This is a genomic window from Pseudonocardia sulfidoxydans NBRC 16205 (genome assembly GCF_007989085.1).
GTDB classification, from domain to species: Bacteria; Actinomycetota; Actinomycetes; order Mycobacteriales; family Pseudonocardiaceae; genus Pseudonocardia; species Pseudonocardia sulfidoxydans.
Genome location: NZ_BJVJ01000052.1, coordinates 13,316 through 29,770 on the forward strand (window position 1 = coordinate 13,316; position 16,455 = coordinate 29,770).

14 protein-coding genes are annotated in these 16,455 nt (G+C 73.5%); 5 read left to right on the forward strand and 9 right to left on the reverse strand.

Annotated elements, in window-relative coordinates:
- Positions 1–18 precede the first annotated feature (18 nt).
- Together PSU4_RS21585 and PSU4_RS21590 are read right to left on the reverse strand one after the other, a co-directional pair.
- Positions 19–963, reverse strand: a complete 945-nt coding sequence (locus PSU4_RS21585; RefSeq protein WP_281290722.1) for an o-succinylbenzoate synthase — start codon at positions 961–963, stop codon at positions 19–21.
- 16 nt (positions 964–979) lie between these two features.
- A complete protein-coding gene (locus PSU4_RS21590; RefSeq protein WP_147111455.1) occupies positions 980–2,464 on the reverse strand; it encodes a flavin-containing monooxygenase in 1,485 nt (494 codons plus the stop codon).
- Between the two features lie 73 nt (positions 2,465–2,537).
- Between PSU4_RS21590 and PSU4_RS21595 the strand changes: the two genes are divergently transcribed.
- The 4 genes from PSU4_RS21595 (at position 2,538) to PSU4_RS21610 (ending at position 6,289) form a co-directional block, all read left to right on the forward strand.
- Positions 2,538–3,149 carry a TetR/AcrR family transcriptional regulator gene (locus PSU4_RS21595; RefSeq protein WP_147111457.1) on the forward strand — a complete coding sequence of 204 codons (612 nt, stop codon included), beginning with the start codon at positions 2,538–2,540 and terminating at the stop codon, positions 3,147–3,149.
- 23 nt (positions 3,150–3,172) lie between these two features.
- Positions 3,173–3,919, forward strand: a complete 747-nt coding sequence (locus PSU4_RS21600; RefSeq protein ID WP_147111460.1) for a siderophore-interacting protein — start codon at positions 3,173–3,175, stop codon at positions 3,917–3,919.
- A 115-nt stretch (positions 3,920–4,034) separates the two neighbouring features.
- Positions 4,035–4,778 carry a response regulator transcription factor gene (locus PSU4_RS21605; RefSeq protein WP_147111462.1) on the forward strand — a complete coding sequence of 248 codons (744 nt, stop codon included), beginning with the start codon at positions 4,035–4,037 and terminating at the stop codon, positions 4,776–4,778.
- Positions 4,775–6,289, forward strand: coding sequence for a sensor histidine kinase (locus PSU4_RS21610; protein WP_147111465.1), 1,515 nt, complete (start codon positions 4,775–4,777; stop codon positions 6,287–6,289). The genes PSU4_RS21605 and PSU4_RS21610 overlap by 4 nt, the downstream gene beginning before the upstream one ends.
- Before the next feature lie 257 nt (positions 6,290–6,546).
- On the opposite strand, the gene PSU4_RS21615 is transcribed toward PSU4_RS21610, so the two are convergent.
- The 4 genes from PSU4_RS21615 to PSU4_RS21630 all read right to left on the reverse strand — a co-directional run bounded on the left by PSU4_RS21615 (position 6,547) and on the right by PSU4_RS21630 (position 12,140).
- Positions 6,547–7,983, reverse strand: a complete 1,437-nt coding sequence (locus tag PSU4_RS21615; RefSeq protein WP_147111467.1) for an MmgE/PrpD family protein — start codon at positions 7,981–7,983, stop codon at positions 6,547–6,549.
- The gene (locus PSU4_RS21620) at positions 7,980–9,317 is read right to left on the reverse strand and encodes an MmgE/PrpD family protein (protein WP_186817105.1); all 1,338 of its coding nucleotides are present in this window, start codon (positions 9,315–9,317) and stop codon (positions 7,980–7,982) included. The genes PSU4_RS21615 and PSU4_RS21620 overlap by 4 nt, the downstream gene beginning before the upstream one ends.
- Positions 9,318–9,417: 100 nt before the next feature.
- On the reverse strand, positions 9,418–10,797 hold the full coding sequence (locus PSU4_RS21625; protein ID WP_147111473.1) for an FAD-dependent oxidoreductase: 1,380 nt from the start codon (positions 10,795–10,797) through the stop codon (positions 9,418–9,420).
- Between the two features lie 20 nt (positions 10,798–10,817).
- Positions 10,818–12,140, reverse strand: a complete 1,323-nt coding sequence (locus tag PSU4_RS21630) for an MFS transporter (protein WP_147111476.1) — start codon at positions 12,138–12,140, stop codon at positions 10,818–10,820.
- 318 nt (positions 12,141–12,458) lie between these two features.
- Between PSU4_RS21630 and PSU4_RS21635 the strand changes: the two genes are divergently transcribed.
- Positions 12,459–13,139 (forward strand): GntR family transcriptional regulator, encoded by a 681-nt coding sequence (locus tag PSU4_RS21635; RefSeq protein ID WP_147111479.1) that lies wholly within the window; start codon positions 12,459–12,461, stop codon positions 13,137–13,139.
- 205 nt (positions 13,140–13,344) lie between these two features.
- Here the strand turns inward: PSU4_RS21635 and PSU4_RS21640 are convergent, their stop codons facing one another.
- From PSU4_RS21640 to PSU4_RS21650, 3 genes are read right to left on the reverse strand one after another with little or no spacing between them, the layout of a single operon-like run.
- The gene (locus PSU4_RS21640; RefSeq protein ID WP_222596363.1) at positions 13,345–14,052 is read right to left on the reverse strand and encodes an isochorismatase family protein; all 708 of its coding nucleotides are present in this window, start codon (positions 14,050–14,052) and stop codon (positions 13,345–13,347) included.
- A complete protein-coding gene (locus PSU4_RS21645) occupies positions 14,049–15,455 on the reverse strand; it encodes a dihydroorotase (RefSeq protein ID WP_147111482.1) in 1,407 nt (468 codons plus the stop codon). The genes PSU4_RS21640 and PSU4_RS21645 overlap by 4 nt, the downstream gene beginning before the upstream one ends.
- A complete protein-coding gene (locus tag PSU4_RS21650) occupies positions 15,452–16,345 on the reverse strand; it encodes an isocitrate lyase/PEP mutase family protein (protein WP_147111485.1) in 894 nt (297 codons plus the stop codon). Before PSU4_RS21650 ends, PSU4_RS21645 begins: the two co-directional genes overlap by 4 nt.
- Positions 16,346–16,455: the final 110 nt, after the last annotated feature.

The following is a 16,455-nucleotide window of genomic DNA, read 5'->3' on the forward strand; positions in this document are numbered from 1 at the left end:
CGTGAGGTTGCGCCCGGACTACGGGACGAGCGACGAAACCCGGGCCAGGCGGGCACCCCACCAAGCGGCGCGGTCGCCGTCGGCGGCGAGGGCGCAGCGACGCACCGGGTCGGGGGCCCGGCGCAGCACCGGGAGCATCCCGTCGACCGGCCGCAGCGGCGCGTCGACGACGTCCTCACGCAGCAGCGCGACCGTCCCCAGCCCGCAGGCGAACTCCAGCTCCGGCAGCGCCGCGGCCAGCGCGATCTCCGCGGCCAGCCCGACGCTCGTCTCCAACGCCGAGGACACGACGCACGGCAGCCCGCACGCCTCCGCGACCGCGAGCGCCCGGCGCACCCCGCCCAGCGGCGCGACCTTGAGGATCGCGACGTCGGCGGCCTCGGTGACGTCGACGGCGAGGGGGTCGTCGGCGCGGCGGATGGCCTCGTCGGCGGCGATGCGGACGTCGACACGCGTGCGGACCGCGACCAGCTCCTCGACGGTGACGCAGGGCTGCTCGACGTACTGCAGCCCACCGGCGGCGCGGTCGAGGGCGCGGATCGCGGCGACGGCCTCGTCGACGTCCCAGCGGGCGTTGGCGTCGACCCGGATCGCCCCGCCGGGGCCGAGGGCGTCGCGGACGGCGGCGACGCGGTCGAGGTCGGCGGGCAGCGAGCCGGGCTCGTCGGCGACCTTGACCTTGGCGGTCGTGCACCCGGAGTCCCGCACCATCTCCTGGGCGCGGAGAGGGTCGACGGCGGGGACGATGCAGTTGACCGGGATGCTCACCCGCACCGGCGCCGGCCACCCCACAGAAGCCGCCTCCAGCGCCGCGGCGAGCCAGGACGCGGCCTCGGCGTCGTCGTACTCGGGGAACGGGCAGAACTCGCCCCAGCCGGCGGGCCCCTCGACGAGCATCCCCTCGCGGACGGTGATGCCGCGGAACCGCGTCGTCATGGGGATCGAGTAGGTGAAGGCCCGCACGGTCAGACGGTACGTCTCAGATCAGGACGTGGTCTGCGGGGTCGATACGACGGGTGCGGCGGCGGTAGGTGAAGGTCGCGCCCGGCCAGAGGGTGCGGTTGCGGCCGTGCTCGTCGAGGTACCAGCTGTTGCAGCCGCCCTGGCTCCACACGGCCTTCTCGAGCTTGGCCTGGACCTCGGTGTTGAAGTCGTCCTGGCGTTCGCGGACGGTGTCGATGGCGGTGGCCCGGTGCCTGTCGACGGTGTCCATCGCGTCGAGGACGTAGGGGATCTGCGACTCGATCATCAGCACCATCGAGCTGTGCCCGAGCCCGGTGTTCGGGCCGGTGAGCAGGAAGAGGTTGGGGAAGCCGGCGACGGTCGTGCCGAGCAGGGCCTGCATGCCGCCACGCCAGGCGTCGCCGAGCTTGGCGCCGTCGCGACCGGTGATCGTCATGCGGGACAGGCTGTCCGCGATGGTGAACCCGGTGCCGAACACGATGGTGTCGCAGGGGTGCTCGACGCCGTCGGCGGTGACGACGCCGGTCTCGGTGACGCGGGCGATGCCCGTCGTCTCGACGTGGACGTTGTCGCGGCGCAGGGCCGGATAGTAGTCGTTGGACAGCAGGATGCGCTTGCAGCCGATGGTGAAGTCGGGCGTGACCTTTGCCTTGAGCGCGGGGTCGTTCGCGAAGGAGCGGTCGAGGTAGGTGGTGGCGACGCGGCCGATGACCTTCATCAGCCGGGGGTTCATGAAACCCGCGACCAGCACCTCGTGCCGCCAGTAGAGGGCGGTGCGGGCGAGGCGCTGCAGCAGCGGGAAGCGCCGGTAGCGGCGCCGCGCGTCGTCGGAGATCGGCTTGTCGCCCTTGGGGAGCACCCACGGGGCGGTGCGCTGGAACAGGGTGAGCGACTCGACGTCGGGCGCGATGGCGGGCACGAACTGGACGGCGCTGGCGCCGGTGCCGATGACGGCGACTCGCGTACCGCGCAGCTCGCGGGAGTGGTCCCACTGGGCGGAGTGGAAGGCGGTGCCGGCGAAGCGGTCGAGGCCCTCGATGTCGGGGATCGCGGGGTCGTGCAGGGCGCCGGTGCCGAAGACGACGAAGCGGGCGCGGATCGTGGAGCCGTCGGCGAGACGGACGTCCCACCCCGTCCCGTCCCATTCGGCACCGGTGACGTGGGCGCCGTAGCGGATGCGGTCGCGCAGCCGGTAGTGGTCGGCGACGTCCTCGAGGTAGGCGCGGATCTCGGGCTGGCGCGCGAAGGTGCGGGTCCAGGCCGGGTTCTGCCGGAAGCTGAAGGAATAGAGGTGCGACTCGACGTCGCAGGCGCAGCCCGGGTACTCGTTGTCGCGCCAGGTGCCGCCGAGGGTGTCGCCCTTCTCGAGGATCAGCCAGTCGCGCCGGCCGGCCTCGTCGAGCTTGACGGCCATGCCGAGGCCCGCGAACCCGCTGCCGACGACGGCGGTGTCCACGGTGACGATCTCCCCGGGGACGGCCGCCCCGATGCGCTCGTTCATCACTGCCCCCTCGCTGGGTGTTACCGCCGGTAACCTACCACGGGTAACTTAGCGGCCGGTAGGGTCGACCGCCATGCAGACCCGCACGCCCCGGCGCCGTGTCGCCCGCGCCGAGCGTGAGCGACAGATCCTCGACGCCGCGGTCACGGTGTTCTCCGGACGTGGGTACCAGAACGCGTCGATGGACGCCGTCGCCGAGGTCGTCGGCGTCACCAAACCCGTGCTGTACAGCCATTTCGGCTCCAAGGAAGGCCTGCTGCTCGCCTGCGTCGCACGGGTGCGCACCGAGCTGCTCGAGGTCACCTCCGCCGCCGCGGCCGCCGCCGACGGACCCGAGGACATGCTGCGCCGAGGCACCCTCGCCTTCTTCTCCTACCTCGACGCCCAGAAACCGTCGTGGTCGCTGCTCTACACCGAGGCGTCGGTGTCGCCGGCCGCCGCGGCCGCACTCGAGGAGATCCGCGCCCAGCAGACCGACTTCATCGCCGGACTGCTCGCCGCCCAGGCCCCCGACGCCGCGCCACAACGGCTCGCCGGGTGGGCGCACGTCATCGTCGGCGCGTGCGAGCGGCTCGCCCTGTGGCGCGGATCCACGCCCGACTGTGAACCCCGCACGAGCGCCGCCGACGCCACCGAACACCTCATGGATCTCGTCTGGACGGGGCTCGCGCACCAGCGCTCGTAGCCCGCTCGGCAGAATGTCCGACGATGACGATGACCCCACCCCGGCTGCTGCAGGTGCGCCGCAGCGCCCGCATCACGCCGAAGATGATCCGCGTGACCCTCGGCGGCGACGAGCTCGCGGGCTTCCCCGGCGACGGTCCCGACCGCCGCGTGAAGATGTTCTTCCCCGTCGACGGCCAGGACCGCCCCGCGGTGCCGCGCGCGAGCACGGGCGGGCCGGTGTGGCCGCCCGGCGAGGCCCGGCCGACGATCCGCACCTACACCGTCCGCCGTTTCGACGCCGCCGCCGGCGAGCTCGACGTCGACTTCGTTCTGCACGAGGGCCACGGCCCGGCCGCGGCGTGGGCGCGGGCGGCCGAGCCGGGCGCCTGGGTGGGCGTCTCCGAGCCGGGCGGGCGGTGGGAGCCCGACCCCGCGGCGGAGTTCCACGTCGTCATCGGGGACGAGAGCGCGCTGCCCGCCGTCGCGACCGTCCTGGAGGAGCTCGCCGGCTTCACCGGGCCCGTGCTCGCCTTCCTCGAGGTCGCCGACGCCGGCGAGGAGCAGGAGCTGACCGCGAACGCCGACGTCGAGTGGGTGCACCGCGGCGAGGCGCCGGCGGGCGAACGGCTCGTCGAGGCGGTGCGTGCGGCGACGCTGCCGGGGGCCGGCGGCCAGGCGTGGCTGGCCGGGGAATCCGCTGCCGTGCGTGACCTGCGCAAACACCTTCTCGACGACCGTCGCCTGGACAGGCGCCGCGTCTACGCGACGGGCTACTGGCGGGCGCGCTAGCAGGGTCGTGAGTGGCGATAGTCGCCCTAGCGACTATCGCCACTCACAGGGTTACACAGGGAACGCACAGACTGCGCCCAGCGCCGGCACAGTCCCGCGCGCGAGTCTCGCTAGCATGACCGGGGTGAACGAGCAGGTGGCGGGGCGGCTGCAGCGCGCGGACGGCAGCGCGGTGCGGGTCCTCGTCGTCGACGACGAGTCGACGCTGTCCGACCTGCTGTCGATGGCGCTGCGCTACGAGGGCTGGGACGTGCGGACGGCCGCCGACGGGCTGACCGCCGTCCGCGCGGCGCGGGAGTTCCGCCCCGACGCCGTCGTCCTCGACATCATGCTGCCCGACCTCGACGGGCTGGAGGTGTTGCGCCGCATGCGCGCCGACACCCCGGACGTCCCGGTGCTGTTCCTGACGGCGAAGGACGCCGTCGAGGACCGCGTCGCCGGGCTCACCGCGGGCGGGGACGACTACGTCACCAAGCCGTTCAGCATCGAGGAGCTCGTCGCGCGGCTACGGGGGCTGCTGCGCCGATCCGGGATGACCGCGGCCCGGCAGGGCTCGGAGCTGGCCGTCGGCGACCTGACCCTCGACGAGGACAGCCACGAGGTCCGCCGCGGCGACGCCGAGGTGGAGCTGACCGCGACCGAGTTCGAACTGCTGCGGTTCCTGATGCGCAACCCGCGACGCGTGCTCAGCAAGGCCCAGATCCTCGACCGCGTGTGGCACTACGACTTCGGGGGGCAGTCCAACGTCGTGGAGCTCTACATCTCCTACCTCCGCAAGAAGATCGACAACGGCCGGGCGCCGATGATCCACACGGTCCGCGGCGCGGGATACGTGCTCAAGCCCGCGTCGGGCGAGTGAGCCCCCGGGCGGCACCGCGCTCCCTGCGGGCGCGGCTCGTCGCCACCGTGCTGATCCTGTTGACCGCCGCGGTGCTGGTCATCGGGTTCGCGACGACGATCGCCGCCCGCCAGTTCATGATCCGCCAGCTCGACGACGACCTCCGCTCGGCCGGGCAGCGGTTCTCCCGGTTCCACGACAACGCCCCGCCGCCGGGCACGACGCCCGACCGCAACGACTCCTTCCTCGGCCCCGCGCAGGAACCCCGGACGCTGGGGGCGCGGGTCGTCGGCGGGCAGGTCATCGAGGCGCTGGTGAGCGACAAGGGCGGCACGTCGCGGCCCGTCGACCCCGGGGACTTCGCCGCGCTGGAGGCCGTCCCGGTCAACGCGCAGCCGGTCAGCAAGTCGCTGTCGATCGGCGCCTACCGGCTCTCGGCGTTCCCCGCCCCCGACGGCAGTCTGCTGGTCATCGGGTTGCCGCAGGCGCGGGCGGAGTCGGTCGTCGACGGGCTGATCCTGATCGAGGTCATCGTGCTGGGTGTCGCGCTGCTGGGCGCGGGCGTCACCGGGGCGGTGCTCGTGCGGCGTGAGCTGCGCCCGCTGGAGCGGGTGGCGCAGACGGCGGCGTCGGTGAGCGCGCTGCGGCTCGACCGTGGCGAGGTCGAGCTGGTGGAGCGCATCCCGGACACCGACCCGCGCACGGAGGTCGGCAAGATGGGCGCGGCGTTGAACCTGATGCTGGACAACGTCGGTGGGGCCCTGGAGGCGCGCCAGGACAGCGAGATGCGGCTGCGGCAGTTCATCGCCGACGCCAGCCACGAGCTGCGCACCCCGCTCGCCGCGATTCGCGGCTACGCCGAGCTGACCCGGCGCTCCGAGCTGTCTCCCGACGCCGAGTACTCGCTCGTGCGGATCTCGACGCAGGCCGAGCGGATGACGACGCTCGTCGAGGATCTGCTGCTGCTCGCCCGGCTCGACGCGGGCCGGCCGCTGGAGCGCGCGCCCGTCGACCTCACCCGGCTCGTGCTCGACGCGGTGAGCGACGCGCACGCCGTCGGACCGGACCACTCGTGGCGGATGGCGCTGCCCGACGAGCCGGTCTCGACGGTCGGCGACGCGTCCCGGCTCACCCAGGTGCTGACGAACCTGCTGGCCAACGCCCGCAGCCACACCCCGCCAGGCACCGAGGTGACGGTGGGGCTGACCCCGGACAGCCGGACGGGCGAGGTCGTCCTGACGGTCACCGACACCGGCCCCGGCATCTCGGCGGCGCTGCTGCCGCACGTGTTCGAACGGTTCGCGCGCGGGGAGAAGTCGCGGTCGCGCGCGGCGGGCAGCACGGGGCTGGGGCTGGCGATCGTGCACGCCGTCGTGACCGCGCACGACGGGACGGTGGGCGTCGAGAGCGTCCCTGGCCGCACCCGGTTCGTCGTGCGGCTCCCGGGTGGCGACACCGGGACTCCCCCGCCGCCCGCCGACCCCCGCACGACGAGTGCCCGGACCCCGCAGCCCGCGGCCGAACGCCCCTGAGCCCGCGGATTTCAGCGCGCAACCTGACGGTCGTGATCGGGCCGCCGGACAGCGGTGAGGTTGCGCGCGGTCTGTGCCGCAACCCCGGGGGTCGCGATCGGGCCGGGAGCAGTCGGGGTGCGCGCACCGACGACTCGCGCGCAACCTCACGGTCCCGATTCGACGGCCCGGGAGCAGTCAGGTTGCGCGCTAAGGATCGCGCGCAACCTCACGGTCGTGAATCGGGCGCCGGACAGCAGTGAGGTTGCGCGCGGGGGTCAGGCCGGTGTGGGCAGGGCGGCGAGGCGTCGCAGGGCCGTCAGGTCGGGGACCTCAGTGCCGAGCAGGCCCCGGACCAGCGCCCGGGAGGTGTCCGGATCGGCGCCGGCACGCGCGCAGTTGTCCCGGAACTTCGCGACGACCCGCTCCTCGTCCCAGGGGCGCCCCGCGTTGCCGTCGACGTCGTCGATCCGCACCGTGCGGACCGTGCCGTCGGTGAGCTCGGCGACGATCTCGGCGGGGAACACCGCCGGGTAGCCGGAGTCCTCCCAGCGCTCCTGCTCGACCCGCTTCGCGACGGCGACGACCTCGGGATCGGGGTCGCCGACGAAGTCGTCGAGGGTCACCGCGCCGCGCACGGCCTGCAGCGCGACGACGTAGGGCAGGCTCCAGCGCGCCTCGCCGGCCGTCGCGGGCGACTGCTTGGCCTCCCACGGCACCGCGACGACCTCCTCCTGACCGGCGGGAACCCGGCAAAGCAGGCGGGCGATGCGGTCGGCGGGCACGTCGACGGTCGCGACGGCCTCGGCGAACGGGTGCAGGAAGTGGCAGCAGGGCAGGCCCTTGAAGGCGGCGTCGACGAGGTGCCAGCGGCTGCCGAGGTCGCAGGCGAGGTCGGCGAGGCGCCCGGCGGCGGAGCCGTCGTGGGCGTAGAGGCCGAAGAAGCCGCGGTCGCCCTCGAACACCGAGCGCCCGCCGGTGATCCCGCCGCGCACCAGCGCCACGGCCGACACCGCGCCCTGCGCGGCGATGCCCGCCTGGGCGGCCTTGCTGGTGGCGCCGCGGGTCAGGAACGTGAAGTTGCCGGCGGAGAAGCTGGCGGCCACCCCGACGGCGTCGAGCAGCGCGTCGCGGTCGAGGTCGTGGACCAGCCCGACGGCGACGGCGCCCGCCACCGTCCCGGCGACGGACGTGCCCTGGAACCCGACGCGTTGGAACCCGCTCGGCGTGGCCAGCCCGATCCGGACGAGCACCTCCCAGCCGACGGCGAACGCGCGGACGACGACGTCGCCGGGCGCGTCGGTCTCCTGGGCGGCGGCCAGGACGGCGGGGGCGAGCGCGGCGCTGCCGTGCATGACCGAGCCGGTGTGGGTGTCGTCGTACTCCAGGGAGTGGACGAGGGTGCCGTTGACCAGCGCGGCGTCGGCGGCCCCGGCCCCCTCGGCCGCTCCGAGGACCGTGCAGGGCCCGGTTGCGCGGGGCACCTGGACGATCCTTCGGGCGGGCCCGACCCGCGACGCGGCCAGCCCGACACCGACGGCGTCGAGCAGGTGCCGGCGGGCGAGGACGTCGACCTCGGCGGGGAGCGCCGCGGGTACCCGGAGGACGCCGTCGACGAGCGCCTCGGCGGCAGTGCTCCCGCCGGGTTCGACGCCGGACTGGTCCCGAGCGCCGCCGGACCGGTCCGACGGCGAACTCGGGGATGAGGTGGTCATCGGTTGTCCCCCAGCAGCCTGTCGAGCACGTCGCGCAGCGGGGCCTCGAGGTCGAGGGGGCCGCGGGGGTCGGTGAGGTCGCGGACCCGGTCGGCGAACCCGGGGCGCAGCTCGCCGGTGAGCGTCTCGTACTTGGCGAGCAGCTCGGGGCGCGACAGCGGCCGGTCGGGGCCGCCCGCCGCCGACAGCACCGTCTCCTCCAGCACGCTGCCGTCGTGCAGGGTGACCCGCACGGTCGACGGGCGGTCGTGCGGGGCGGGAGGCGTGTCGGTCCACGGCTCGATGCGGACGCGCCCGCGCAGGGACGCGGTCGCCCCGTCGTGCAGGTGCGCGCCGGAGAACACGGCGGCGTCGGTGGTGCGGTGGTGCAGCACCGTCGAGACGGCGTGGGGCAGGGAGAACCGGCCGGCGAGTGTCGTCGCCGGGTCTGCCTCGGTGAGCGCGGCACCCAGTGGGTGGGTGCGGACGTCGACCGACGCGATCGCGTCCACGTCCGGGATGGACGCGATGAGCGCCGCGGCAGCCTCCACACTCGCGTGCAGGTACTGGCAGCACGCGTAGGGCTTCTGGTAACCGTCCTCGACGCCCCAGCGCTCGCCGAGCCCGGCGGTCAGCTCACCGGGCGTGACGACCGTGGACGCGAACACCTCGTCGAGGACGGTCGGGCTCGCGGTGAGCCCGGCCGCGGCGACGTCGACGGCGACGAACCCGAGCTGCGCGCCCGCGCCCGCCCAGGCGTTGCGGATCGTCGCGCCGCTGGTGGCGTGGGAGAAGGGGCCGGTCAGCGACATCGACGCGGCGCCGAGCACGGCCGTCGCGAAGGTGTCCGCGTCGAGGCGCCGCGCCGCCGCGAGGGCCGCGGCGGCGCCGATCGGCGAGAGCGTGGCGTGCGGGTGCAGGGCGAGCGGCACCGGCGGCCGGTAGGCCCGCGCGACGCGGGTGACGACCTCGTAGCCGAGGACGTGGGCGCGCAGCAGGTCGCCGAGCGTGCCACCGGTGGCCTCGACCTCGGCCAGCGCGGCGGGCAGCGAGTAGAGCGAGCCGTGGCAGGTCGCGGGCCGGTAGCCGCCGTCGAGCTCGGTCCAGTTGGCGGCGACGGCGTTGGCCAGCGCCGCGGACCTGCGGTCGGAGCGCTGCCCGGGCGCCCCGACGACCGTCGACTCCGGCGCTCCGCCGCCCGCCTGCGCGGTGACGGCGCGGACCTCGTCCTCGGTGTGGGCGACGACCATCGCGGCGAGGTCGTCGCACATGATCACCAGCGCGGTGCGCAGGACGTGCTCGGGGATGTCGGCGTCGGCGGCGCGGGCCGCCGCCCACGTGAGCAGCTCGGACAACCGGTGCTTCCTTCTTCGCAGGGACGGACAGGTCGGGCCCGGGGTCCTCGGGTGTGTCCGTCGGGGAGCGGACGTCAGGGGGCGAGGTCAGGGGGCGAGGTCAGGAACGGACGGAGGCGGCGTGCCGGCCGGCGATCATGCCGAGGCCCAGCGCGGTGAGCAGGCCGTTGCCCGACGAGTAGCCGCGGCCGCCCGTCCGTCCGCTGACGCCGGCGGCGACACCACCCGTCGCGTACACACCGGGGATCGGACCGTCCGGGCCGACGACCCGGGCGTGCGCGTCGATCTGCACGCCACCCTGGGTGTGGAACAGGGCGGGCACCGCACGGACGGCGACGTACGGGCGCTGCAGCGGGCCGCGGCCCCAGGCGGTGCGCCCCACCGGGTCCGGGGCGTCGCCGGCGGCGGCCGCGGCGGCCTCGTCGAGGGTGCGGGCGAGGACGTCCGGGTCGGCGCCGATGGCGGCGGCGAGCGAGGCGGCGTCGGGCGCCTCCTTCGTGCCGTTCGCGGCGACGAGCTCGGCGAACTCCTCCTCGTGCGCGGCGACGGAGTCGCGGATCGGGGCGTCGAAGATCACGTGGACGGGCCCGGCGGCACGGGAGACGTCGGCGGCGAAGCCGGAGTAGCCGATCGACTCGTCGCCGATGCGCTCCCCCTTCGCGTCGACGACGATGCCGCCGTGCTCGACGGTCGTCCACGACGTGATCGACCCGTGCGGGCTGGCGACGGCGGCGTAGCCCTGGAACGCCGACGCGTTGCCCATGGTCGCGCCGAGGTCGAGCAACCACCGGACGGCCTCGCCGGTGCTGCCGTGGGCGCCCAGGTACTCCAGGCCCGCCGCGTCGGGGGCGAAGCGCGACACCATGGTCGGGTCGGCGCCGAAACCGTTGGCGGCCAGCACGACCGCCTTGCAGCGCAACGTGTACGTGCCCGAACGGGCGCCGGACACGACGACGCCGCGCACGACCCCGTCCTCGACGACGAGCCGGTCGACCGGCGAGTGGGTGAGCACCTCGACGTCGGCGGCCTTGGCGGCGCGCAGCATGTCCGCGACGAGGGCGTGGCCCTTGCGCGACGGCGGCGCGTGCAGCCGCGGCACGCTGTGCCCGACGTGCTTGTAGTCGGTGATCAGCCGCAGGTCGATGTCGTGGCTGTCGACGAGCCACTCGACCAGCCCGGCGCTCGCCGCGGCGAGGACCTCGACGGGCTCCTCGGCGTCGTGCGGGCCGGACTGGCGCAGCAGGTCGGCGGCGAGGCGGGCCGGGGAGTCGTCGATACCCGCGTCGGCCTGCCAACGGGTGCCGGCACCGGGCACGGAGCCGGTGGACAGGGCCGAGTTGCCGCCCGCGCGCTCCTCCTTCTCGAGGACGACGGCGGTCGCGCCGGCGTCGGCCGCGGCGAGTGCGGCGGCGAGCCCGCCACCGCCCGCCCCGACCACGACGACGTCGACGTCCACCTCTGCGGGCCGGCTGTCCGACATGGGGAGTCCTTTCGGGGAGGTCACGCGGTCCGCAGCACGGAGCCGCGGGTCTCGGTGAGGGTCAGGGCCGCGACGACGGTGACGACCGCCGCGGCGACGAGGAACCAGGCGGGTGAGAGCGGGTCGCCGCTGATGCGCAACAGCCACAGGCAGATCAGCGGGGCGGTGCCCCCGACGGCCATGCTCGCGAGGTTGAAGCCCAGCGCGATGCCGGTGTAGCGCACGCGGGAGGGGAACATCTCGGCGAAGGTCGCGAACACGACGCCCATCAGCGCCGCCTCGGGCAGCCCGAGCACGACCTGCGCGAGCATCGCCAGGGGCAGGGAGTGCGCGTTCATCAGCGCGAACCCCGGCACGGCGAGCACGCCGAACGCGACGGCCGCCCACAGCAGCATCGGCTTGCGCCCCACACGGTCGGACATCCGGCCGAAGAACGGCATGGCCAGGCACGACACGACGAGGGTGACCGTCGTCGACCAGAACGCGGCGCGGGCGTCGAAACCGCCGGTGCGCTGCAGGTGCGTCGACGCGTACACGTAGACGACGTAGTAGCCGGCGAACAGCAGCGTCGACAGGCCCAGCGTGCGCAACAGCCCGGGCAGGTGGGCTCGGAAGAGCTCGACGACGGGCGCGGACGCGACGCCCTCGGCGGCGAGCTCGTCCTCGTGGACGGAGTCGTCGAGCCGGAAGCGGATCCACAGGCCGACCAGGCCCAGCGGGAGGCTGAGCAGGAACGGCAGCCGCCAGCCCCATGACGCCAGCTGGTCGGCGGTGAGCGCGGAGCTCACGACCGACACGACGATCGAGGCGAGGAGCGCGCCGGACAGGGCGCCGAGCTGCACCGTCGAGCACAGGAAGCCGCGGCGCGCGGGCGGGGACTTCTCCGCGACGTAGGCCGCCGCGCCGCCGACCTCGCCACCGGACGCGATGCCCTGCACGCACCGGGCGGCGACGAGCAGGAACGCGGCGCCGACGCCGATCGCGGCGTAGGTGGGCAGGATGCCGATGAGCACGGTGGCCGCGCACATCGCGAGGATCGTCGCGGCCAGGATGCGGGAGCGGCCGAAACGGTCGCCGAGGTGGCCGAAGATCAGGCCGCCGAGCGGGCGGAGGACGAAGGCGGCGGCGAACGTCGCGAACGTGGCGAGCAGGGCGGTCGTCGGGTCGGAGCCTTCGGCGAAGAAGACGACGGACAGCACCGTGGCGAGGTAGCCGTAGATGCCGAAGTCGTAGTACTCGACGACGGAGCCGACGAGGCCGGCCGAGACGACCTTGGGGTCGATGGTCTCGGGTACCGCGGGCGTAGCGGTCCCGACCTGTGTGGACTGATCATCTGGCTGCATCGTCAGCCCCCTCGTCCCGTCGTCGTCGGTGCGGCGATGTTCATGAAACGCGTTGCCGCAGCCACTCGCCCTACGCTGCGCCACCTACTGACAACTGTCAACAGTTTGCCGTAGATTGACCGGTGACCAAGTCGACACGGCAGCTCAATAGCGTTTCCGCTTGTCGACAGTTTGTAATCGACGACGGTCGGTCGGGCCTCAGAAGGCGCGGCCGGACCGGCGACCGAGGGAGGTCGCGCGCACGTGCGAAAGAGTGTCCGTGGGGCCACGTGGCACCATGACGGAGCGGGTCGCAGCCACCCGAGGCGAGGAGAACCCGTGAGCGAGCAGTCCCGTCCGCCGAAGCTCGGCCGCGTCGCGACCTACGCGGGGCAGAGCCTCGAGGTGTTGCGGGGGATGATCCTCGACGGCACCCTCGCCCCCGCCGAGCGGCTCAACGAGGTCCACCTCTCGCAGGCCCTCGGCATCAGCCGCGGCCCGCTGCGTGAGGCCATCCAACGGCTGGCGAGCGAAGGGCTCGTCGAGGCCGTCCCGCACCGCGGCGTCTACGTCCGCTCGTTCTCCGCGCGCGAGCTGTCGGACCTCTACGAGCTGCGGATCGCGCTCGAGACCCACGCCGTACGCCTGGCCGCCCGCTACGCGCCGCAGCAGCGCATCGACGAGCTCGGCAGCATGCTCGACGAGACCGAGTCCAGCATGGGTGTGCATGCCACCAGCGCCTACCCGGAGGACCCCGACTTCCACGCCCGGCTCGCCCGGCTCGCGGCCAACCCGCCGCTGGTCGAGGCGCTGACCGACGTCGGCCGCAGGATCCGGCTCGCCCGCGCCCGCTCGGCCCACCAGCCCCGCCGCGCCCGCACCGCCCTCGACGAGCACCGCGAGATCCTCGCCGCGCTCGTCGCCCGCGACGGCGAGGGCGCGGCCGCGAAGCTCGAGTCCCACCTGACGAGCTCGCTCAACAACGCCCTCGCGGTCCTGCGCGCCGCCGAACCGGACTGAGCCCGGCCCCCGTCCCGCACCCCCATTCCGAACGAACGGCACAGTGCCGCAACTGAGTTGCGCGACTGTGCCGTTCGTGCAAGTCCCGGCGCAACCCGGAAGCACCCCGCGGAGTGCCCGGCGGCGCCCACCCCGAATTGCACGAACGGCCCTTTCCCGCAACCGAGTTGCGGGAAAGGGCCGTTCGTGCGCTCGGAAGGAGCGGTCAGGCGCCCTTCGCGGGGACGTCCGCCAGCGCTGCGAGGAGCGTGTCGGTCGTCGTGACGTCGGCGTACTTCTGCGCCATGTCGAACAGGTTGACCTCGTGCACGACCGGGCTGCGGTCGTACACGGCGTCGGCCGGCACGCTGACACGCCAGTTGTAGGAGAACGCGTCGGCGACGCTGGAACGCACGCAGCCCGACGTGCTGCAGCCCGTGACCACCAGCGAGTCCGCGCCCGTCTCGACCAGGTAGCTGGCCAGCGGCGTGCCGAAGAACGCGCTGGGGTGGCGCTTGGGCAGCAACACGTCGCCCTCCTCCGGCGCGATCTCGGCGACGAACTCGTAGCCCTTCTCGGGGATGGTCATGATCGCCGGGACCTTGGCGCCGAGCCGCCCGGCATCGTAGGACTTCTTCGGCGCGACGTGCGGGTAGAGGATCGGCCAGCCCTTCTCACGGAACAGCGCCACCAGCTTCGCGATCCGCTCGACGGCCGCCCACGCGACGTCGCCGCAGCTGGTCGGGAACTCCTGCACGGCCTCCTCGAACGGCATCGGGCGGGTGCCGACCGTCCGGTACTGCACGTCGATGATCAGCAGCGCGGGCCGCGTCCCGAGGCCGACGGGCCCGCCGAAGCCGGCGAGGTCGTAGTGCTTCAGGGTCGTCTCGTCGATGACGCCGGCACCGCCGACGCCCCACACGGGGTCGGTCACACGAGCTCCTTCTGGGAGGCGAGCGCCGCGGCGCCGCCGTTGATGCGGGACAGGTAGGTGCCGCCCGGCACGGAAGCGAGCTGCCCGTCGCGGACCGCGAACTTCCCGCGGACGATCGTGTGCACGACGGAGCAGGGCAGCTCGGCGCCCTCCCACGGCGAGTACTCGGCGACGGAGTGCTGGGTCTCGGCACGCACCGTCATGGGCGTGTCGAGGTCGAGGACGGCGAGGTCGGCGTCGGAGCCGACGCGGATGGTTCCCTTGCGCGGGAACAGCCCGAACAGCTGCGCGGCGCGGGTGCTGGTGGCCTCGACGAGCCGCTCCAGGTCGATGCCGCGGGCCAGGCCGAGGCCGATGGTCGTCGGCAGGATCAGGCCGGTGCCGGGGAAGCCCGCGGACGCCGTCCAGATGTCCTTCTCCTTGGCCGTGCGGTGGCGGGAGTTGTGGTCGGACCCGACGGTGTCGACCTTGCCCGTGCGCAGCCCCTCCCAGAGCGCCTCGACGTCCTCGGTGTGCCGGACGGGCGGGTTGACCTTGCCGTAGGTGCCGCAGTCGGCGTCCGTGGTCAGGGTCAGGTACTGGGTGCAGGTCTCGGTGAAGAGGTTGGGGTACGCGGTCTGCTGCATGGCCATCGCGTCGAGTGCGGCCTTGCTGGAGGTGTGCACCGCGTACACCGAGGCACCGGTCTGGCTGGCGAAGTAGGCGACGCGCTGCACGGCTTCGGCCTCGACGACCGGCGGGCGGCTGCGGTACCAGGCCTCCAGCGGGGGCAGCGTCTCGTCGCGGGGCTGCTCGCGCAGCTTCCAGACGAGCTCGATGTTCTCCGGGTGCGGGCAGACGAGCGCGCCGGCGTCGGCAGCCTTGCCGAGCAGGTTGTACATGTAGGCGTCGTCGTTGCCGGGCAGGCCGAGGTACCTACCCTCGTCGCCGCGGAAGTTCATGAAGAACTTGAAGCTGGGGACGCCCAGCTCGCGCACGTAGTCCGGGATGGACGCGACCTGGTCGTCGGTGCCGAGCACGAAGTGGAAGCCGTAGTCGGTGTGGGAGTTGCCGGCCATGGCGGCGTCGGACTCCGCGAACACCTTCTCGTAGGGGTCGGCGCTCATCAGGTAGATCAGCATCGACGTGATGCCGCCGGCGACGGCGGACGCGGTCTCGCGCTCGCCGTCCTCGGGGTCGCGCGGAACCCGGATGTCCTTGCCCAGGTGCACGTGCGGGTCGATGCCGCCGGGGAGGACGACCTTGCCCGTGATGTCGACCTCGGACGCGGCGGCGACGGTCGCGCCGCGGGCCACCAGGCCCGAGACGACGCCGTCGGTGACCAGGATGTCGAGATCCTGCAGCCCGGCGCCGTGTTGGAAGACGCGCCCGCCGACCAACCTCAGATCGTGTACCTCGCTCATCGGGCACGCCTCCGTTCCGCGGTCGCTGCGTACCGCTCCTCCAGCTCGTCGAACTCGGGCTTGCGCACGAGCGCCTGCCGGTCCTCCCAGCTGATCATCAGGCGGCCCGCCTCGAGCGTGTCGCCGTGCTTGTCCAGGTGGGCGAGCACCTCGCGCATCCCGACCACCGCGCCGCGCATCGTCGCGTTCGCGTAGAGCGCCACGGCGAAGCCCAGCTCCTGCAGTGTGCGCCGCGGCAGAACCGGGGTGCGACCGCCCTCGACCATGTTGGCGACGTGCAGGCCCGGGACGTTCTCGGTGATGTAGCGCATCTCCTCGAGGCTCTCGGGGGCCTCGACGAACAGGACGTCGGCGCCGGCCTCGCTGTAGGCCTGCATCCGCTCGCAGGCGGCGGCGAGGCCCTCGGTGGCGCGGGCGTCGGTGCGGGCGACGATGACGAGGTCGTCGTCGCGGCGGGCGTCGACGGCGGCGCGGACCTTGCCGACCATCTCGCCGACGGAGATGACGTCCTTGCCCGCGAAGTGGCCGCACTTCTTGGGGCTGACCTGGTCCTCGAGCTGCAGGCCGGCGGCGCCGGCGCGTTCGAGGCGGCGGACGGTGCGCTGCACGTTGAGGGCGTTGCCGAAGCCGGTGTCGGCGTCGACGACGACCGGGATGCCGACGACGTCGCACATCGCCTCGACGTGCCCGCAGAGTTCGTCGAGGGTGAGGATGCCGTGGTCGGGCACGCCGAGATAGGTGTTGGTGACGCCCGCGCCGGTCACGTAGACGGCGCCGAAGCCTGCCTCTTCCACGACGCGCGCCGTCAGGGCGTTGGCGGCGCCGGGCAGCATCAGCGGCCGGTCCTGCGCCGCGAGGAGGGCGCGCAGGGTTCGCCCCGGGCTGGTCATCGAACCTCCAGGAGGTCGTCGGGTCGCGCAACTGCATTCCGCGCAACTTCGTTCATCGTGAGGCTGCATTCATCGTGAGACGCAAACTGCCAACTGTCAACAGTTGGCGG